The 18684-nt window shown below is 43.9% G+C and carries 19 protein-coding genes; 11 read left to right on the top strand and 8 right to left on the bottom strand.

What is annotated here, in order from left to right; all coding sequences use genetic code 11:
- Window positions 1–32: 32 nt before the first annotated feature.
- Window positions 33–1367, bottom strand: a complete 1335-nt coding sequence (locus tag I5J82_RS16090) for an FAD-dependent oxidoreductase (RefSeq protein ID WP_198768693.1) — start codon at window positions 1365–1367, stop codon at window positions 33–35.
- A 154-nt stretch (window positions 1368–1521) separates the two neighbouring features.
- On the opposite strand from I5J82_RS16090, the gene I5J82_RS16085 reads away from it, so the two are divergent.
- From I5J82_RS16085 to prmC, 4 genes are all read left to right on the top strand, one after another.
- Window positions 1522–1848 (top strand): hypothetical protein, encoded by a 327-nt coding sequence (locus I5J82_RS16085; RefSeq protein WP_137791141.1) that lies wholly within the window; start codon window positions 1522–1524, stop codon window positions 1846–1848.
- A 42-nt stretch (window positions 1849–1890) separates the two neighbouring features.
- On the top strand, window positions 1891–2535 hold the full coding sequence (locus I5J82_RS16080) for an MOSC domain-containing protein (RefSeq protein ID WP_198768692.1): 645 nt from the start codon (window positions 1891–1893) through the stop codon (window positions 2533–2535).
- Window positions 2536–2679: 144 nt separating this feature from the next.
- Entirely contained in the window at window positions 2680–3753 is a 1074-nt protein-coding gene (prfA, locus tag I5J82_RS16075) for a peptide chain release factor 1 (protein WP_198768691.1), read from the top strand.
- A 1-nt stretch (window position 3754) separates the two neighbouring features.
- Entirely contained in the window at window positions 3755–4621 is an 867-nt protein-coding gene (gene prmC / locus I5J82_RS16070; RefSeq protein ID WP_198768690.1) for a peptide chain release factor N(5)-glutamine methyltransferase, read from the top strand.
- 145 nt (window positions 4622–4766) lie between these two features.
- Here prmC and rbsB read toward each other — a convergent pair whose 3' ends face one another.
- The 6 genes from rbsB to I5J82_RS16040 are packed head-to-tail and all read right to left on the bottom strand — an operon-like array spanning window position 4767 to window position 10407.
- Entirely contained in the window at window positions 4767–5687 is a 921-nt protein-coding gene (rbsB, locus tag I5J82_RS16065; protein ID WP_198768689.1) for a ribose ABC transporter substrate-binding protein RbsB, read from the bottom strand.
- 12 nt (window positions 5688–5699) lie between these two features.
- Window positions 5700–6656: a ribose ABC transporter permease RbsC gene (gene rbsC / locus I5J82_RS16060; RefSeq protein WP_144696880.1), complete on the bottom strand. Its 957-nt coding sequence runs from the start codon at window positions 6654–6656 to the stop codon at window positions 5700–5702.
- Between the two features lies 1 nt (window position 6657).
- Window positions 6658–8139: a sugar ABC transporter ATP-binding protein gene (locus tag I5J82_RS16055; protein WP_198768688.1), complete on the bottom strand. Its 1482-nt coding sequence runs from the start codon at window positions 8137–8139 to the stop codon at window positions 6658–6660.
- A gap of 15 nt (window positions 8140–8154) precedes the next feature.
- The gene (gene rbsD, locus I5J82_RS16050) at window positions 8155–8550 is read right to left on the bottom strand and encodes a D-ribose pyranase (RefSeq protein WP_198768687.1); all 396 of its coding nucleotides are present in this window, start codon (window positions 8548–8550) and stop codon (window positions 8155–8157) included.
- A complete protein-coding gene (rbsK, locus tag I5J82_RS16045) occupies window positions 8547–9425 on the bottom strand; it encodes a ribokinase (RefSeq protein ID WP_198768686.1) in 879 nt (292 codons plus the stop codon). Before rbsK ends, rbsD begins: the two co-directional genes overlap by 4 nt.
- A complete protein-coding gene (locus tag I5J82_RS16040; protein ID WP_198768685.1) occupies window positions 9418–10407 on the bottom strand; it encodes a LacI family DNA-binding transcriptional regulator in 990 nt (329 codons plus the stop codon). Before I5J82_RS16040 ends, rbsK begins: the two co-directional genes overlap by 8 nt.
- A gap of 409 nt (window positions 10408–10816) precedes the next feature.
- Here I5J82_RS16040 and spoIIR point away from each other — a divergent pair, with 409 nt between their 5' ends.
- The 3 genes from spoIIR (at window position 10817) to I5J82_RS16025 (ending at window position 13264) form a co-directional block, all read left to right on the top strand.
- On the top strand, window positions 10817–11482 hold the full coding sequence (gene spoIIR, locus I5J82_RS16035) for a stage II sporulation protein R (RefSeq protein WP_198768684.1): 666 nt from the start codon (window positions 10817–10819) through the stop codon (window positions 11480–11482).
- Window positions 11483–11647: 165 nt separating this feature from the next.
- Entirely contained in the window at window positions 11648–12085 is a 438-nt protein-coding gene (locus I5J82_RS16030; protein ID WP_066398985.1) for a GNAT family N-acetyltransferase, read from the top strand.
- Window positions 12086–12208: 123 nt separating this feature from the next.
- The gene (locus I5J82_RS16025) at window positions 12209–13264 is read left to right on the top strand and encodes an L-threonylcarbamoyladenylate synthase (RefSeq protein ID WP_198768683.1); all 1056 of its coding nucleotides are present in this window, start codon (window positions 12209–12211) and stop codon (window positions 13262–13264) included.
- A 75-nt stretch (window positions 13265–13339) separates the two neighbouring features.
- Here the strand turns inward: I5J82_RS16025 and I5J82_RS16020 are convergent, their stop codons facing one another.
- Window positions 13340–15559, bottom strand: a complete 2220-nt coding sequence (locus I5J82_RS16020) for a PAS domain S-box protein (RefSeq protein WP_198768682.1) — start codon at window positions 15557–15559, stop codon at window positions 13340–13342.
- A gap of 195 nt (window positions 15560–15754) precedes the next feature.
- Between I5J82_RS16020 and I5J82_RS16015 the strand changes: the two genes are divergently transcribed.
- The 4 genes from I5J82_RS16015 to I5J82_RS16000 all read left to right on the top strand — a co-directional run bounded on the left by I5J82_RS16015 (window position 15755) and on the right by I5J82_RS16000 (window position 18504).
- Window positions 15755–16297 (top strand): manganese efflux pump MntP, encoded by a 543-nt coding sequence (locus I5J82_RS16015; RefSeq protein WP_233096663.1) that lies wholly within the window; start codon window positions 15755–15757, stop codon window positions 16295–16297.
- 434 nt (window positions 16298–16731) lie between these two features.
- A complete protein-coding gene (locus tag I5J82_RS16010; protein WP_198768681.1) occupies window positions 16732–17340 on the top strand; it encodes a low molecular weight protein arginine phosphatase in 609 nt (202 codons plus the stop codon).
- Window positions 17341–17448: 108 nt separating this feature from the next.
- On the top strand, window positions 17449–17889 hold the full coding sequence (gene rpiB, locus I5J82_RS16005) for a ribose 5-phosphate isomerase B (protein ID WP_066398975.1): 441 nt from the start codon (window positions 17449–17451) through the stop codon (window positions 17887–17889).
- A 42-nt stretch (window positions 17890–17931) separates the two neighbouring features.
- Window positions 17932–18504 carry a TIGR01440 family protein gene (locus tag I5J82_RS16000; protein ID WP_198768680.1) on the top strand — a complete coding sequence of 191 codons (573 nt, stop codon included), beginning with the start codon at window positions 17932–17934 and terminating at the stop codon, window positions 18502–18504.
- Window positions 18505–18684: the final 180 nt, after the last annotated feature.

Below are 18684 nucleotides of genomic sequence, written 5' to 3'. Positions count from 1 at the left end.
ACGGGAAATGGGGTCAGACCCCATTTCCCAATTTATTTCCCAAGTCTTCGTGCAGCCTGCTGAATTGGATCCCATGAACCGTTATAGGGAGGAGCGTATGCTAGATCTAAATCTGCCAATTCCTCTACATCCATATCATGATAAAGAGCGGTTGCGAGCACATCGATACGTTTATCAACGCCTTCTTCACCGATAATTTGCGCACCTAATAACTTTTCTGTTTCTTTGTGATACGTTAATTTTATTTCTAACTTCTTTGGATCCGGATAATAACCAGCATGACTTTTTGAAGTTATCTTGATTTCTGCAAAAGGAATGTTCAGCTTTTCTGCTTCTCTACTCGATAAGCCTGTTTTTCCAAGTGTTAGATCCATAAATTGAATGATAGACGTTCCTACGATTCCTCTAAAAGGTTTCTTCACACCTACCATGTTCAATCCGGCGATACGCCCTTGTTTATTAGCTGTCGTCCCCAATGGAATATGATCATTTAGTTTTTTAACTCGGTGATAGTGGGTCGCGCAATCACCAGCGGCATACACACCCTCTACACTCGTTTCCATCATCTCATTTACAACGATAACTCCCTGTTCATTGAGTGCTACGTCCGTTTCTTTTAAAAAGTCTGTGTTTGGAGAAACACCAACGGAAACGATAACTAAGTCAGTTGGATAATCTTTTTTAGCTGTTTTTACGAATTGAACGTGATCGTCGCCTTTAAAACCAAGCACTTCTTCTTCTAAACAAAGTTCGATCCCGTGTTTTTCTGCTTCTTCATGAATAAATGGAGCAAAATCACCATCAAAGATATTTCCAAGCTGGTTGCTGCGCTGGATGATACGTACCTTTTTACCAAGTCTTAGCACGTTTTCAGCCATCTCGAGGCCGATGTATCCTCCACCGATAATGGTTACGTTCTGAACATTTTTTAACCCGGCCATGAGATTCTCGGCATCAGGAATCGTCTTAAGCGGATAGATTCCCTGTAGATGCAGTCCTGTCCATTGCTTCGGTATGATCGGACTCACACCTGTGGCAACTAAAAGCTTATCATAAGGCACCTCAAATGGTTTCCCTGTCTTCGTATGTAAACCAGACACTGTTTTAGAGTGCGTATCTATAGCCTTTACCTCGTGAAACGTACGAGCATCCATGCCGTATTTTTCACGGAACGTCTCAATACTGCGAGCAATAAGCTCATCAGTAGAAGGGATGAGCCCGCCTACAACATAAGGAAGTCCACATTGTCCATAAGAATAGATACCGCCTTTTTCAAGAACTGTTATGTCAGCATCTTTTTCATTTCGAACAATCTGCATCGCGGCACTCATGCCAGCCGCATCGCCACCAATAATGCAATATTTCATCTGATCAGCTCCTTACGTCTCTCTAACCATATAGTATTCCCATTGTTCCGAAAAAAGTAACGTTTATAAGTATGATGCCACAACTCTCTTCACTTTGACCAACAAGAAGTACAGAGTTAAAACGAACTATGATAGTAGAAAGAGGTGGTGGACTGTGCTAGAGATCAAATCGAACGGAACGGACTGGAACGCACCGGTTCAGCCGATTCATACACTGATAAAGAAGCTTGAACAAAAACCATTGGATCCTGTCTATGAAGGCATGGGCAATTTTATCATTAAATATAAACATGATTACCAAACTGACAATCCGCGTTATGTCGGTTGTACACATTTTCTGGGGCATTTTGCGACCATTCCTTATGTGTTTAATGTGATTACGAACGAAAAAGTGGTGATCGAGGAGCTGACGAAAGCGATTCGAATGAACCAAGAACGTATCGATTACGAGCAGTTGCGTCGGAATATCTTTTCCTATTAATTTCCTTTTGTCCTGTGCTATGCTTTTCGTGAGGTGAGGGGAATGAAGGGGAATATAGCTTCGTTAAACATTAAGCTGCCAGAAGAAGTGGAGACTCAAAATAAAACTTTTTTTACAGCCTACAACAAAACGCCGCAGCAACAACCTGTGTATTTACATAAAACACACTTTGAAGGTGACGGAGTGGGGAATACGAAGCACCATGGTGGATCCGATAAAGCAGTCTGTGTGTATCCCTTTGAGCATTATGAAAAGTGGACGACGGAACTGAATTTAGAAGTGCCGTTATCTATCCCATCTTTCGGTGAAAACCTTACAGTTATGGGTCTTTTAGAGGATGATGTTTTTATCGGTGACGTGTTTTCTCTGGGAGACGCGATCGTGCAGATCACCCAGCCTCGTCAACCCTGTCAGACATTAGCATCAATTCTTTGTCGGCCGGATATGATCAAAAAGGTAGTAGATACGGGCCGAACCGGTTATTACCTTCGTGTTCTAAAAGAAGGGATGGTTGCAGCAGGTGATGAGATGTTGCTGATCGAAAAACACCCAGCACGGATATCCGTAACAGAAACCAATCAGATCAAGTATGGGTTTGTAAAAGATGCTGAAAAAGTTCAAAGATTGATCGACGTGAAAGAATTGGCTGAATCGATGAGAGAGTCGCTGCAAAAACGAAAAATGTAAATATCGTCTCAAGTTTCATAAAGGCTCTCTTTTTAAGGAAAGGGCGGCCTTTTTTATTGATTTCGTTCCTTTTTGCTTTTGACTGTAAGCCCTGTAATAGTCTATAATTATAATGTTATGCATATAAAACAGAGGTGAAAAACCATGTTAGAACGTTTAGAGACGATCGAAGCAAGATATGACAAGTTAAATGAATTACTCAGCGACCCTGAGGTTATAAATGATACGAACAAGCTGCGCGATTATTCAAAAGAGCAATCTTCCCTTCAAGAAACGGTAGCGGTTTATCGTGAGTTTAAAGAAGCGAAAGAGCAATTGGATGAAGCTAAAATGATGCTCGAAGATAAGCTTGATGCTGAAATGACTGCGATGGTAAAAGAAGAGATCTCTGGTCTTAATCAACAGATCGAAGAGTTTACCGCTCAGTTAAAGATCCTATTGCTTCCAAAAGATCCGAACGACGACAAGAACGTTATCGTCGAGGTTCGTGGTGCAGCAGGTGGAGACGAGGCAGCTCTTTTTGCAGGCGACCTTTACCGTATGTACACACGCTATGCAGAGATGCAAGGATGGAAGTCCGAAGTAATCGAAGCTTCATACACAGAACTTGGCGGATACAAAGAGATCATCTTTATGATCAATGGTGCTGGGGCTTATTCGAAGCTTAAATATGAAAACGGCGCACACCGTGTTCAGCGTGTCCCTTCAACAGAATCAGGCGGACGTATCCATACGTCTACAGCGACGGTTGCTGTACTTCCAGAGGCTGAGGAAGTTGAAGTTGAGATTCACGAAAAAGACGTTCGTGTTGATACGTTTACATCTTCTGGTCCTGGGGGTCAGTCTGTAAACACGACTCAATCAGCGGTTCGTTTAACACATGTTCCTACAGGTACGGTTGTATCGTGTCAGGATGAAAAATCACAGATCAAGAACAAAGAAAAAGCGATGAAGGTTCTTCGTGCGCGTGTTTATGATAAGATTCAACGAGAAATACAAAAAGAGTACGATGAGACACGTAAGAGTGCGGTAGGATCAGGTGACCGTTCAGAGCGTATTCGTACGTACAACTTCCCGCAAAACCGTGTTACCGATCACCGTATCGGTCTAACAATTCAAAAGCTAGATCAGATCTTACTTGGTAAGATGGATGAGTTCGTTGAAGCACTCATTACAGAAGACCAAACAAGCAAGATGAAAGCTCAGGCGGACGCGTAAAATGAGTACAAAAGTTCATGAAGCCCTCGCGTGGGCTTCTTCTTTTTTAGCTGAAAACGGACGTGAAAGCTTTGCGGCAGAAATTTTGATGAGACATGTTTTAGGCGATGTAAACCGAACAGAGATGCTCATGCGCCTTCATGATGTGATGAGTGAAGAGAATCTTGATCAGCTTAAGGCTGCTGTCGCTCGTCACGTTGAAGGCGAGCCTGTTCAGTATATTACCGGTAAAGAAGAATTTTACGGCCGAACGTTTTTTGTGAACGAAGAAGTCTTAATCCCAAGACCGGAAACAGAAGAGTTAGTCGAACACACACTAACTCTTATCTCAGAGCATTTTCGTGATGATGAGACGGTTACAGTTGCAGATATCGGAACGGGAAGTGGAGCCATTTCGATCTCATTAGCTCTTGAAGATAAACGTTTGAACGTATTCACGGTTGATATTGCAGAAGAATCGATTGAGGTAGCAAAAGGAAACGCTGATCGACTTGCTGCAGAGGTTACATTCCTGCATGGTGACCTTTTACAGCCTTTTATTAGTAGTGGGGAAAAACTTGATGTAGTCGTATCGAATCCGCCTTACATTCCTGATCATGAGATCGCGGTCCTTGAAACGATCGTAAAAGACCGTGAACCGATGAGGGCACTAAGTGGCGGGGAAGACGGCTATGTGTTCTATCGACGATTCATGGAAGAACTGCCGCTCGTTCTAAAAGAAAAAGCGATCGTAGGCTTTGAAGTAGGAGCGGGGCAGGGGGAGACGGTAGCGGGCATGCTTCGTGTCACGTTTCCTGGTGCGGATGTGTATGTAAAGGAAGACATCAGCGGCAAAGACCGCATGGTGTTCGCCATCTTCGGGAAATAACGTGGGAAATGGGGTCTGACCCCGGGTCAGACCCCAAACAATTTACACACAATTCAAAAGGCCGACTAGGTACAAGCATGTAACGCTTGCATCCAGTCGGCCTTTTCTAACTTCATTCATTCTACTATTATTCTACTCTGTTCAACTATTCTTCTTTCACCATCAACTTCAGTGGTGCTGCAATTTTCTTTTCTACTTTCTTTCCTGCTAGTACGTCAGACGCTGCTTTTACTGCAAGTTCACCGATCAGGTCAGGCTGTTGTGCGACGGTTGCTGCAAGCTTTCCTTCTTTTACAGCATTGATTGCGTCTTCATTTCCGTCAAAGCCAACAACGAGCACATCTCGACCAGAGCTGTTGATCGCCTGAAGTGCGCCTAGCGCCATCTCATCGTTATGAGCGAAAACCGCTTTAATATCTGGATTTCCTTGAAGGACGTTCTCCATGACGTTTAATCCTTTTGTTCGATCAAAGTCAGCCGTTTGTTTGGCAACAACGTCTAACTTTTGATCAGCTACATTGTGGAAGCCTTTTCCACGCTCACGTGTTGCTGAAGCTCCAGGTACGCCTTCTAATTCAGCTACCTTTGCTCCTTCACCGAGCTTTTCTGCTATAAAGTCACCCGCCATCTGGCCGCCTTTTACATTATCTGAGGCAACAAGCGTGGCTACATCTCCCTTATCTGTTGAGCGGTCTAGTGTGACAACCGGAACATCAAGGTTGTTCGCAGATTGAACAGCGGTTGAGATCGCTGCTGAATCTGTTGGATTGATCAACAGAGTATCAATGCCTTGCTGCAAAAGATCTTCTACATCGTTTACTTGTTTCGCAGAATCATTCTGTGCATCGACAACAATTACTTCCGCACCTTGCTTTTTCGCTTCATCGATCACGCCGTTTTTCATCGATACGAAGAACGGATTGTTAAGCGTTGAAACGGATAAACCAATTTTAATTTTTTCGCCATCACCTTTTTTAGCCGGCTTTGCCCATGAAGGGGGCTCTAAAGAACAGGCACCTAATAAGAAAACAGATAAAGACATGACGAGTAATAATGCTTTTTTCATTTAGAAACCCTCCTAAGCTGCTTTTTTACGGTCGATCAATACCGCGATCAGAATAACGATACCTTTTACGACCATTTGGAAGAACGAAGATACACCTAATAGATTCAAACCGTTGTTCAACGTTCCGATGATTAATGCGCCGATCAATGTTCCAACGATCAGTCCGCGGCCACCCGATAAGCTTGTTCCACCTAGAACAACTGCTGCGATCGCGTCGAGTTCATACGAGGTACCGGCAGTCGGTTGAGCAGAGTTTAAACGGGACGTAAGGATGGCCCCAGCTAGTGCTGCTAATAGTCCTGCTAGTGAATAGATCATGACTTTTACTTTAGTTACTTTAATTCCTGAAATGATTGCTGCTTTTTCGTTACCGCCGATTGCATACGTTTTTCGTCCGAACGGTGTTTTATGAAGGATCACCCAAAACGCTGCAAAAGCAAGCATCATCGTGATCGCTGGAACCGGAATACCTAAGAAATAGCCTCGTCCAAAAAGTTGGAACATATAGCTTTCGCCAAGACCCGTGATCGGATTACCATCCGTATATACGAGAGTCAGTCCACGGAAAATGGTCATCGTTGCGAGTGTAGCGATAAATGGAGCCATTTTTCCTTTCGTAATCAAAAGACCGTTGATCGCACCCATTACAGCACCTAGTAAACATCCGATCAAGATCGCTAGCATCGGATCAACGCCTGATACGATCATTCCCGCCATCAGTGCACTTGATAACGCGAGTATGGCACCAACGGATAAGTCGATTCCGCCCGTTAGAATAACGAATGTCATACCAAAGGCGATTAGTGCGTTGATTGCGACTTGGCGCAATAAGTTTAGTAAGTTAAGGGGTTCTAGAAAACTAGGGTTTAGGATTGAGACGATCGTGACGAGAATCAACAGTCCTAATAGAGGTCCAAGTTTTTGCATGAGATTTTCTACATGATTTACTTTAGCCGGTGACGTTTTCATTTTATTGTCCTCCCGTTGCATATGTCATAATTCTTTCTTGCGTTGCTTCGCTTTTAGTAAGCTCACCGCTGATCTGTCCTTCGTGAACGACAAGAATGCGGTCACTCATGCCAAGAACTTCTGGAAGTTCTGACGAGACCATGATGATCGCTACACCACGATCGGTAAGTTCGTTCATCAACTGATAGATCTCACGCTTCGCACCAACGTCAACGCCTCTTGTTGGCTCGTCCAAGATCAATACTTTTGGTCCGATTCCAACCCATTTTGCAATAACCACTTTTTGCTGGTTGCCTCCTGAAAGGTTCTTGGCGTTCGTCTCGCTCGATTCGGTCTTAATCTGCAAACGTTTGATGAGCATGTCAACAAAGTCAGTCTCTGTTTTATAATTGATCACACCATTTTTAGAAAAACTTCGTAAGTTCGGCAGTGCCATGTTTTCACGTATTGAAAAATCGAGCACCAAGCCTTCGTTCTTTCTGTCTTCGGTAATAAAACCGATCCCGCGTTTTACTGCTTCATATGGGTTTTTGATCGTTACCTTCTGACCGCCAATCCAGATCTCGCCAGAATCTAGCTGATCGAGACCGAATAACGCGCGCATGATCTCCGTTCGACCTGCACCCATCAGGCCGGAAATGCCAACGATCTCACCGCCTCTTACAGAGAAACTAATATTTTCAAAGATTCCATTTCTCGTTGCGTTCTTCACTTCTAAAATGGTCTCACCGACTTGTGGATTTCGCTCCGGAAAACGATCTGTAAGCTCACGGCCGACCATCTTTCGTACCACTTCATCAAAGCTAGTCTCTGAGATCGCTTTCGTATCAACCGTTCTACCATCTCTCATCACCGTTATTCGGTCACAGATCGCGAAAATCTCTTCCATACGGTGTGAGATGTAAACAATCGAAACGCCTTCTTTTCGTAGAGCGTTGATCACATCAAACAATTTTTCGATCTCACGCTCTGTAAGGGCAGCGGTGGGCTCGTCCATGATGATGACTTTGGCGTTTGTCATAAGCGCTTTTGCGATCTCGATCATCTGCTGTTGACCAACTGAACAGAGTCCTGCGTCTTTTTCAAGTGGAATCGTAACCGCTAGCTTTTCAAACTGCTTTTTTGCCAGCGCTTTCATTTCTTTTGTTCTTAAAAGACCGAACGGTGACTTCAGCTCTTTTCCGATAAAAAGATTATCGAGAACGGTCATATCAGGCCATACGTTCAATTCTTGGTGGATGAACGCGACTCCGTGCTTCTCGGCTTCTTTCGGATTATCAAAATATCGTTCTTGTCCATCGATCTGAATGGTTCCCGAATCTCTTTTATGAAGTCCGGTTAAAATGTTCATCAACGTTGATTTTCCAGCACCGTTCTCACCCATTAGGGCATGCACTTCGCCTGGTTGAAGGTCGAAGTGGACACCTGATAAGACTTGATTGGCACCAAAAGCTTTATATATGTCGTTCATTTGAATGTGCAAAACGATCACCTCTTTTTAGAAGATTACACCTGCTTGCAGGATACAGTTAGCATACGGCGTCACTTCACCGGTTCGAATGACTACTTTCGCCTGCTTTGTTAATTGCTTGAACGCTTCGTGAGAAACGAATTTTTGTTCTGGTTCAGAAAAAGTATCGTTCATATACGTTAACGTTTCTTCGTTCTTCTCTTTGATCTCACTTGCGAGTATCACTTGTTCCACGACCATATCCTCTGATACAGCGGAAACAACATCTTTAAAGCTCGGTACCCCGAGCGTGAGTGCCAGATCGATTCGCGGAACATCGCTCGGAATCGGAAGACCAGCATCCGCGATCACGATAAGATCTGTGTGGCCGAGGTCACTTAAAACCTTTGAGATATGACTGTTCAAGATGCCGTGTCTTTTCATAAAGATGCCTCCACTTCTGATCGATTCGGCATGCCGCCTTGCGCACCGAACTTCGTAACAGATAGGGAAGCGGCTCGATTGGCGAACTGCAAACTTTCAGTGATGCTTTTGCCTTCTGCTAAAGCAACAGCTAGTGCGGCGTTGAACGTATCTCCAGCTCCTGTCGTATCTGTTACTTCTACTGTGTAAGAGGGAACGGTGATCTCTTTTTCACCATTAAAATAACGAGCGCCTGCTTTTCCTTCTGTAATGAATACTTTGTTTGGATACTGTTTTAGGGCTGACTCTGTTGATAGACCATCAAAAAGAACCGCTGCTTCATGTTCGTTCGGTGTAAGGTAGCTAGCATTGTCGATCACTTTTTTAGAGAGTGGGCGAGCAGGTGCTGGATTCAATAACAACGGAACATCAAGCTCCTTGCAAAGCTCACTTACATATTCGACCGTTTCTTCAGGGATCTCTTGCTGAATGAGTACCATATTCGCTTGTTTGATGAGCGCTTCTGATTTCTCCACATAATAGGGAGTCACATGATCATTCGCACCTTTAACGACGACGATGCTGTTATCACCTTCAGCTAAAATAATATGAGCTGTACCGCTCTCTGTATCTGTAACCGGTTCCACATTCGTTACATCAACACCGTTTTGTTTAAAGTTGTCTAGGATTGCCGCTCCATAATGGTCATCGCCAACACATCCGATCATGTATACCTCCGCACCAAGTCGAGCAGCCGCAACAGCTTGGTTCGCCCCTTTTCCTCCTGGTACGGTTTTAAATGAACGTCCTAAAACAGTTTCTCCTGCTTCTGGACGTTGATCAGATGTAACGACGAGATCCATCGAAGAACTACCGATGACTACGATTTTAACCATTTTCATCAACCTTTCTTGTTGTGTTTCGATCTATAAATGTAACAGGCAGTTGAACCTGCTTATGGTGGACTTTTTCTTGATTGATAATTTTCACAAGCAGCTGTGCCGCTTCTTTTCCCATCTCATAAGCCGGCTGGCGAATGGTGGATAGGGAAGGGAACAACAAACTGCTTTGTGGTATATCATCAAACCCGATGATTTGCAGTTGTTCTGGAATCGATTTTCCGAGACGAAGAGCTTCATGTAAGACGGCTGTGGCCACAATATCGTTGCTCGCTAACACACCATCTGTATCAGGATACGTTGCAAAAAGTTCTTTCGCCCATTTCTCTGCGTCTTCAAAGGCAAAAGAAGTAGTCGACATCACATGAAAATCAATGTTCGATTGGCTTAACACTGCTAACGCACCTTGAAAACGGTCTTGAGCAGGCTGGATGTGCGCGGGACCTTTCAAAATCGTGATCCGTTTGCTGCCTCTTTTCACAATCTCTTCTGCGGCCATTCTTCCGCCTTCTTTTCCATCCGCATAGACCGATGGATAGTCCGTAGATGTTCGGTCTAAAAAAACTACGGGAATGGAAAGATTTTGATAGTTGTTTTTTGCTTTATTGTTCGTGGCTGAAATGATGCCGACTACATTGTTTTGAATAAACGTGTTCAAATAATCTAGCTCTTTCTCAGCATTCTCATCACTATTTCCAAAAAGAATACGATAACCGCCTTTTTGCATCTCATCTTCTACACCTCTTGCCAGCTGTGGAAAGAAGGGGTTCGTAATGTCTGGCAGCAACAAGCCGACCAGTTTGGATTTCTTTTTATAGAGGGAGCGGGCGACTTCATTTGGGCTGTACTTCAGCTCATCAACGGCAGCCATCACTTTTTTGCGTGTATCTTCATGAACGTATCCATTCGCATTCAAAACGCGAGATACGGTCGCAACCGATACACCTGATTTCTTTGCCACATCACGAATGGTAACCAAATTTCCGCCTCCTCTAAAACTAATATGTAACCGTTTACACATTTAAGTTAACAGAATTAGAAGCAGTATGCAAGTTGGTAAATTTTTCTCTAGTAATGCCCTTGAACGTGTTGACTTCCGCTCCAGGTTGCTCCTTTCCGCGGGGCAGGCGGTGAGCCCCTTGCCGCTATGCGCCCTTAAGGGTCTCACCTGACCGCTTGTCCCGCAGGAGTCGGCAACCTTCCGTTCCAATCAACTTGCCAATGACGAAGATAAATAATTCATCAGCTAACATCTATTTAGAAAAAGTTATATAGTGAGGAGTTTTTCTTTTGTCGAATCAAACAGAATGAAATTTACTAGATTACTAGTATGAAAAAATCCCACTCTGTCCAAACTGTGGTTAGATACGACGGGGGAGGAAAAAACAATGAAAAAACGCAATCATTTCTTTATTCTAGTTCTTATATCTCTAGCGGTGATGTTCTTATTTTTTGAAACACAAACCAAGGTGGCGAACGCAACAATGAACGCCTTTGTTAAGATACCTGAAGAATCGATCAGACTTCGCATTCTAGCAAACAGCAATACGGATGCTGACCAAAAGCTAAAGCGCGAGATCCGTGATGAAGTGAACGCCCAGATCACAACTTGGGTGGATGAGTTATCTACGATTTCTGAAGCACGTGAGATCATTCGTAAACAGCTGCCAACGATCGAAAAGATTGTTCAAAGTAAGCTGGATGAGGCAGGACTTGAGAAGACGTTTTCTGTAGAGTTAAACAAAGTGGCTTTTCCTACTAAAATGTACGGCGATTTCATCTATCCGGCAGGACAATATGAAGCAGTACTGATCACACTTGGCGAAGGTGAAGGGAAGAACTGGTGGTGTGTGCTCTTCCCGCCATTATGCTTTCTGGACTTTGAAAATGGGGATGCTGTAAAAGAAAATAAAGAAGGCAAAGGCGATGTAGTGGATACAGCCGCTGATGCGGAAGCTGCGGAAGCGAATGAAGCAGATGAAATTGAGACGAAATTCTTTGTGGTAGAAATATTTGATAGCCTGTTTAGCTTTGTAGGTTCCTTATTCTCTTAAAATGTGCATATTTTCCTCCCTATTTTCATAGATTATAGAAAATGAAGAAGGTAACCAAATGATGGTTAGCCTTCTTTTTTTAAGAGGTATCTCGATTTTCGCTACTTATATTATGAAAAACAGCCAAACGAAGGCTGAAATTATACAGGAATAGGGGAGTTAGTGATGACGATTATTTTAAGGCAGGCCATGCAACACGAAGCAAAAGATCTTTTACAGCTCGTCGGAAAAGCTGGACTTCAGTCAGAAGGAATCAAAGACAGCATTGAAAATTATCTAGTGGTTGTAAACGATCAAGGCGAGACAATCGGCACAGTCGGTTTGGAGAGAATCGGAAACGATGGCTTGCTGCGGTCTTTCGTACTGAAGCAGAAATATTCGTCAGAGACGCTTCTTCTTAAACTCATTGATAAAATTTTGGTATACTCAAAAGATAAAGGAGTTGAAACCCTTTATTTACTTACAAAAGCTGTGCATATGTTTGAACAACTTTCTTTTAAAACGATTCCGAAAGATAAAGTGCCTCCACACATTGAGAGCGCGGATCATATAAAAAATAACGCAACATCAGGAGCAGAACTTTTAGCGTATGCACTTGATTGATAAGAGATTGTCAACAAGTTGTCCACAATTTACGACATATTGTGTATAACTCTGTGGATATAAAAGTTTTGTAATCGACCTTTTCAAAGAAGGTGGACCTGAGTAATAGAAAGGATTTATCTCATGAAATCATTCCAAACGGAACGCTGGGCTGTGGATAAAACAGAAAACGCTCTAGAAAATCATCCACATATTATTCAGGCTTCCCTGTGGATAAATAAAAATGAAGTAGTCGCAATTCCAACAGAAACGGTTTATGGTTTGGCGGGAAACGCGAGAAGTGATGAAGCGATCAAACGCATTTTTGAAGCGAAGGGAAGACCGAGTGATAACCCTCTGATCGTTCACATCTCAGATCTCTCACAATTAGAGGGGCTTGTTTCTTCTGTTTCAGAGACAGCACAGAAATTAATGACCGCTTTCTGGCCGGGTCCATTAACGATTGTGTTGCCAAAAGGTGAAAACGTTAGTGAAAGAGTAACTGCTGGGTTATCCACAGTTGCTGTAAGGATGCCAGATCACGAGATCGCGCTCGCTGTCATCAGAGCTTCAGGTGTTCCACTTGCCGCACCAAGTGCGAACCTGTCTGGAAAACCAAGTCCCACTTCCGCTCAGCATGTTTATGAAGATCTAAAAGACAGGATTCCTGGCATTGTAGATGGCGGTTCAACAGGCGTTGGCGTAGAATCAACGGTTGTTGAATGCACAGGTGAACTTGTCACGATTTTACGACCTGGTGGAATCACGTTAGAAGAGCTAGAAAAAGTTGCTGGTGTAGGGCGAGTTGTTGTTGATCCGGGATTGGAGAACGAAAAGCATGCGCCTAAATCACCAGGTATGAAATATACACACTATGCACCTGACGCACCGTTCGTTCTTGTGGATGGAAGCCAGGAATTTTTGCAGAGACTTGTGGATAAAGAACGCGAAGCAGGAAAACGTATTGGAATTTTGACCACAGAAGAAAGAGCTGGCGTATATAAAGCGGATTGTGTCATTCCTGCTGGAAGTCGCTCCAATCCTGAAACGGTGGCTCAACATCTGTACGAAGCGTTACGAGCGTTTAATGAAGCTGGTGTCGATCAGATTTTCGGAGAGGTTTTCCCGAAAACAGGCGTCGGTGTTGCGATTATGAACAGACTTGAAAAATCGGCCGGTGGAAATCTTATAAAAGAATAAAAAAGGACCTGATTTCAGTTAAAAGTCAGGTAACCCTGTAGAGTTCGTACCAAACTAAAACAAGCCTGTGTCTACTTAAGACACAGGCTTGTTTTCATCGATCGGAAGCAGGATCGAGAAGGTCGTTCCTTCATCGATCTTGCTATTAATCAAGATTTTACCGTGATGATTTTCTACGATCTTGTAACAGATCATGAGGCCGAGGCCTGTACCTTTTTCTTTTGTGGTATAAAACGGTTCGCCCAAGGTTGGCAGACGTTCTTCTGAAATCCCGCAGCCATGGTCGATGAAAGAAGCAACTACATATCCGCCTTCTCTCTTTAACTGAATATGTACAGAGCCGCCGGTTGGCATCGCTTCGATCGCGTTTTTTAGCATGTTCACAAATACTTGCTTGATCTGATTGTCAACACACCATATTTCGGGCAGATCTGGTTCACTCTCGAAATAGATTTGGACATTTGTTAGGATCGCCTGTGTATCAAGAATCGATATAACGTGTCGCAACAATTGGCGAAGATCGGTTTGTGTAAAGTTCATCGCTTGCGGTTTGGCGAGCAGCATGAACTCTCCGACGATGCTGTTGATTCGATCGATCTCTGAGAGCATGATCTCGTAATAGTCCTCGTTCTCTGACGCCTTTGATTGCAGAAGCTGCAGAAAGCCGCGGATCGAGGTGAGCGGGTTGCGGATCTCATGCGCAACACCAGCGGCAAGCTGGCCGAGTACAGAGAGTTTGTCAGACTTTCTTAACATTTCTTCTGTCTTTTTTCGTTCGGTTAGGTCGCGTGCTACAACAACGAACGAGTCAGGCTGATCTGAATCGTTTGCGATAGGGGTCGCGTTCGCTTCAAGGGTTACCCAGTGGCCGTGTGCATGCTTGCATCGAACTTCAAACTTCACAGGCTTTTGAGTTTGAACCATCTCGTTCATCGCCATTCTTACTTTTGCCCGGTCATCTGAGTGGAAAAATCCTTGAATCTTTTTTCCATCATAAAGTGACGGGTCGAAGCCGAGTAGAAGACGATTTGAAGGGGAGACGTATTTGACGTTTCCCTCTAAGTCAACGACACCTACTAGATCAGTCGTATTCTCTGCAATTATCCGATACTTTTCTTCGCTTTCTTTCAACGCTTTTTCTTTTAATTTTTTTTCCGTAATATCTCTGGAGATCGCAGAGAGTGCGACGACTTCACCGTTTTCGCCATAGATCGGACTTAAGGAAAGGCTTACATTTAATCGTTTGCCACACTTCGTCAATCGTATAGTCTCTACCCCTTTTACATAACCTCCGTGCTTGACGATCGTCATTAGTCTTTCGGATTCAGCTTCTTTATCTTCAGGTACTACCGGAAGGATGTGTGAAGTCAAGTTCGTGAGCTCGTCTTGAGACCATCCGTATATGAATTCAAAAGCTGGATTCACTTTTACCGAGTAGTCGGTTAAGTGGACGACCGAGATCGCATCACTAGAATGATAGATAACAGACTCCAGCAGATCCTTTGTTTCGCGTAGTTCTTTTTCCGCTTCTCTTTTTGCGGTTACATCTTTAGCGATTCCGAAAACACCGAGCACTTTATTAAGAACAATAATCGGGGTAAGGGTGAACATGATCTGACGCGTTCCACCGTTTTTTTGCTGAATCCGCGTTTCATACATTTTGGCTTGTCCTTTTAGCGCATCCTTAAACTGATCGATCGCAGCCGCTCTTCGGTCAGGCATCATGAACGGATTAAAGGTCATGTTCAATAGCTCGGTCTCGCTATAACCGCTCAATGTCGTACAAGCTTTATTGACCGTCGTAAACTTGCCTTCGAGGTTCAGTGAAAACAGCGCATCGATGTTATGATCCATCAACGACCGGAAACGCTGTTCACTTTCGGCGAGCTGCGTCTCAACGGATACTCTTTCTGTCAGATCGACACAGAATCCATAGACTTCAGAAACGGTTCCATCCTTATTGTAGATTGGACCGATCGCAGCTAAAAAGGGAATGCCGTTCAGCTCAGATTCGTACGTAAGGCTCTCTCCGTTTAGGGCTCTTTCGTACATTTCTTTTTTAAAGGCTGCTATTTCTTTCGGGAAGATGTCTTCGATTCTCTTTTGCAGTACGTTTTCCCGCTCGAGGCCAAACAAGTCAAACAGTTCACCTTCGCTCTCGGTCATAATGAGCTCTTCATTATGCTTCATACATCGAAAAGTCATGCTTTTTTGGCGTGATAGGCCAGTTGGGAATGGCGACGATCGCCACATGTCTTTTTCATTTTCCGTAATGGCCGATGCGTTATGGACCATGCTTGTTCCTCTCCTTTACGTACAGATTCACTTCCTTTTATATACGATATAAATCACTTTATCCCTTCCTCTAAAGCGGTAAAGAGTTCATTTTTTCGTCTTCTCAACAGCTTGTATGTTTTTTAGTCTTTTTAAAAGTAGACATGCATAGTCTGAAAGTATGATGGTTAAGGGAGTGGGAAGTATTTGGCAACCATGGGAGAATGGATGACACTTTTATTTATGTCAGTTGCGCTAGGTATGGACGCTTTTTCGATCGGCCTAGGGATGGGGATGTTATCCCTTCGATTAAAACAAATTATGAAAATAGGAATTACAATAGGAATCTTTCATATGCTGATGCCGCTTGCTGGAATGTCGATCGGTAAACAGATCTCTGTTCATTTTGGCGGTATAGCAGCCATTATCGGTGGAATCTTGCTTGTGATACTAGGCGTTACGATGATTCGATCCTCTTTTTCGAATGAGGATGAACCGTTCGTACAGCCGATCGGAATCGGGCTACTCGTTTTTGCGCTTAGTGCTTCATTAGATAGTTTTTCAGTGGGATTGTCTTTGGGGATCTATGGGGCCAAAACATGGCTCACGATTACGATGTTTGGCTTGATGAGCATGGTCTTAACGTGGGCTGGATTAATCATGGGAAAAAAAGTGCAGAAGTGGCTCGGTTCCTATGGTGAAGCGTTCGGCGGATGTATCCTGCTTGCTTTTGGGGTGAAGATTCTTTTGCCGTTTTAAATGCTATTTCATCCTTACTGATATTCTTTAAGGTGTATCTTCCATTGGCAGGTTGATAGGAGTGGAAGGTGTGAGACTACGGCTAGGACGAGTGGGACAGTACCGAAAGTGAAAGCGGCTCGTTCAGCCCCGACAAGCAAAAGTTGAAGGGGCTAGGAAGGCGTACTTTGCCTTCTTGACCATTTGACTTTTGACCTCGAGGGGCTAGCCGTTGTAACTAGACAGGTGAGACCCTTAAGGGCGCAAAGCGGCAAGGGGCTCACCGCCCGCCCCGCGGAAAGCGAAGCACCTGGAACGGAGAGCAACTACTTACAAATCTACTTCGAATAAGAAAAACAGCCATTTTTTTATTCATTGATCCGATGATATACTTACTAATAAGAGCGTTAACCTATTGGAAAATAGGGAAAGATAGAATATGAGGTGAATTCACCATGAATGTTTTATTTATTTGTACAGGCAATACTTGTCGCAGTCCGATGGCTGAGGCCATTTTACGCAAAAAAGGAAAAGGTAAGTTCAACGTTAAATCAGCTGGTGTATTTGCTGGAAACGGTGCCGTGATGAGTTCGAACGCGACACAAGCTCTTTCGGAAAGAAGTATTAAAGAAAGTCATCAGTCACAAGGCGTGTCCGATTATTTGATCGAGTGGGCGGATCTAATTCTAACGATGACCGAGAGCCATAAGCATGCGCTCGTCGGACGTTGGCCAGATGCGGTGAATAAGACGTATACATTAAAAGAGTATGTTCTTGACGACGATGAGCAGAAGAAGATTGAAGAGATCTATGAGATCTACACGGAGATCGAGATGCTGAAGCTTCAGTATATGTCAAAGGACTCTGCAGATGAACAAGTGAGACAGGCGTTTGAAAGGGAAGTAAGACCGCTCGTTGAGAGAAGGATGAAGTTAGAAAGTGAAATACCTTCTTTAGACATCACAGATCCGTTCGGTGGACCACTTCATCTTTATCAAGAAACAAGAGATGAGATAGAAGCGCTAATTGAAAAATTAATGAAAAAAGACGATAGCAAGAAGTAGTAAGACAAAATGAGGTAAGGCTGTCCAAAATTGACTTGCAGTGACATTGAACAGGCGATTGGGACAGCATATAATGAAAAAAAGTATGAGAGAGCAGGTGCACACAACATGAAGGTAGCAATTGGATCAGATCACGCCGGAGTTGAATTACGAAAAGAAATCATCAGCATGATCGAAGAGCTGGGTATGCAAGTGGAGGATGTGGGCTGTGAATGCGATACATCTGTAGATTATCCAGACTATGCGATTCCTGTAGCAGAAAAAGTAGCCAACGGTGAAGCTGATCGCGGAATTTTAATCTGCGGTACAGGCATCGGAATGAGCATTGCAGCGAACAAAGTTAAAGGAATCCGCTGCGCCCTTGTTCATGATCTATTCAGTGCAAAAGCTACAAGACAGCATAACGACAGCAATGTACTTGCAATGGGTGAACGTGTCATCGGACCGGGTCTAGCACTCGAAATCGCAAAAGTATGGCTGACGACAGAATATGAAGGCGGACGTCACGGTCGCCGTGTAGATAAAATCTCTCAATATGAAGGCCAATAGCCATAAAGCTATAAACCTATAAAATGAAGGGAAGACCATCTCATGAGCGATGAGCTCCAACAAATTCAAGACCAAGTCCTGAATGTTTTGCAAGATCTGCAAAAGCATGCACAATTAAGACCGTCACAATTATTAGTAGTAGGCGCTAGCACGAGCGAAGTAATTGGTGAACGAATTGGCACATCAGGCACGATGGATACAGCGGGTGCACTTTACCGAGGTATCGTAGCGTTTCAAGAGGAAACTGGCGTGGCACTTGCCGTGCAATGCTGTGAACACTTGAACCGTGCGCTTGTTATGGAGCGCGAAGAAGCTGAACGACGAGGCTATGAAGAAGTGCGGGTCGTTCCAGCGCGATCAGCTGGAGGTGCGTTGGCAACACATGCCTATTACCATATGAATGAACCCGTGATCGTTGAATATATAAAAGCCGACGCAGGCATCGACATCGGTGACACCTTTATCGGAATGCACTTAAAGCATGTGGCCGTGCCGGTTCGCAGTGAAGTGAAAAAGGTCGGCGCCGCACACGTGACGTTGGCGAAGACACGTCCAAAGCTCATCGGCGGCGAACGCGCGGTGTATCCGAGTAAAGAAGACATACGTTGTTTTTAAATGTGGAAAGCCCTCTTGTTGAGGGCTTTTTTCTATTGTGATGTGATGTGATGTAATGTGACGTGCGCGGAGATGAAGGGAGGCTGTCGTAACGTGTCGAGGATTGTAGACTCGTGGATAAACTGCCAAAACTTTTGGATTCAAAGATAAAACTCGTGGATAAAGCACCAAAACTTGTGG

Origin of the sequence: Fictibacillus halophilus (assembly GCF_016401385.1) — a bacterium.
Classification (GTDB): Bacteria; Bacillota; Bacilli; order Bacillales; family Fictibacillaceae; genus Fictibacillus; species Fictibacillus halophilus.
Note: the sequence above shows the minus strand (reverse complement) of the source record. Positions and strands in the feature narration are given on the sequence as shown.

What these genes read in the sequence shown, in the direction of transcription:
- I5J82_RS16090 (WP_198768693.1), bottom strand. Translation starts at nt 1,367, where the DNA reads ATGAAATATTGCATTATTGGTGGCGATGCGGCTGGCATGAGTGCCGCG.
- I5J82_RS16080 (WP_198768692.1), top strand. Translation starts at nt 1,891, where the DNA reads ATGAAGGGGAATATAGCTTCGTTAAACATTAAGCTGCCAGAAGAAGTG.
- prfA (WP_198768691.1), top strand. Translation starts at nt 2,680, where the DNA reads ATGTTAGAACGTTTAGAGACGATCGAAGCAAGATATGACAAGTTAAAT.
- prmC (WP_198768690.1), top strand. Translation starts at nt 3,755, where the DNA reads ATGAGTACAAAAGTTCATGAAGCCCTCGCGTGGGCTTCTTCTTTTTTA.
- rbsB (WP_198768689.1), bottom strand. Translation starts at nt 5,687, where the DNA reads ATGAAAAAAGCATTATTACTCGTCATGTCTTTATCTGTTTTCTTATTA.
- rbsC (WP_144696880.1), bottom strand. Translation starts at nt 6,656, where the DNA reads ATGAAAACGTCACCGGCTAAAGTAAATCATGTAGAAAATCTCATGCAA.
- rbsD (WP_198768687.1), bottom strand. Translation starts at nt 8,550, where the DNA reads ATGAAAAGACACGGCATCTTGAACAGTCATATCTCAAAGGTTTTAAGT.
- rbsK (WP_198768686.1), bottom strand. Translation starts at nt 9,425, where the DNA reads ATGGTTAAAATCGTAGTCATCGGTAGTTCTTCGATGGATCTCGTCGTT.
- spoIIR (WP_198768684.1), top strand. Translation starts at nt 10,817, where the DNA reads ATGAAAAAACGCAATCATTTCTTTATTCTAGTTCTTATATCTCTAGCG.
- I5J82_RS16030 (WP_066398985.1), top strand. Translation starts at nt 11,648, where the DNA reads ATGACGATTATTTTAAGGCAGGCCATGCAACACGAAGCAAAAGATCTT.
- I5J82_RS16025 (WP_198768683.1), top strand. Translation starts at nt 12,209, where the DNA reads ATGAAATCATTCCAAACGGAACGCTGGGCTGTGGATAAAACAGAAAAC.
- I5J82_RS16020 (WP_198768682.1), bottom strand. Translation starts at nt 15,559, where the DNA reads ATGGTCCATAACGCATCGGCCATTACGGAAAATGAAAAAGACATGTGG.
- I5J82_RS16015 (WP_233096663.1), top strand. Translation starts at nt 15,755, where the DNA reads ATGGGAGAATGGATGACACTTTTATTTATGTCAGTTGCGCTAGGTATG.
- I5J82_RS16010 (WP_198768681.1), top strand. Translation starts at nt 16,732, where the DNA reads ATGAATGTTTTATTTATTTGTACAGGCAATACTTGTCGCAGTCCGATG.
- rpiB (WP_066398975.1), top strand. Translation starts at nt 17,449, where the DNA reads ATGAAGGTAGCAATTGGATCAGATCACGCCGGAGTTGAATTACGAAAA.
- I5J82_RS16000 (WP_198768680.1), top strand. Translation starts at nt 17,932, where the DNA reads ATGAGCGATGAGCTCCAACAAATTCAAGACCAAGTCCTGAATGTTTTG.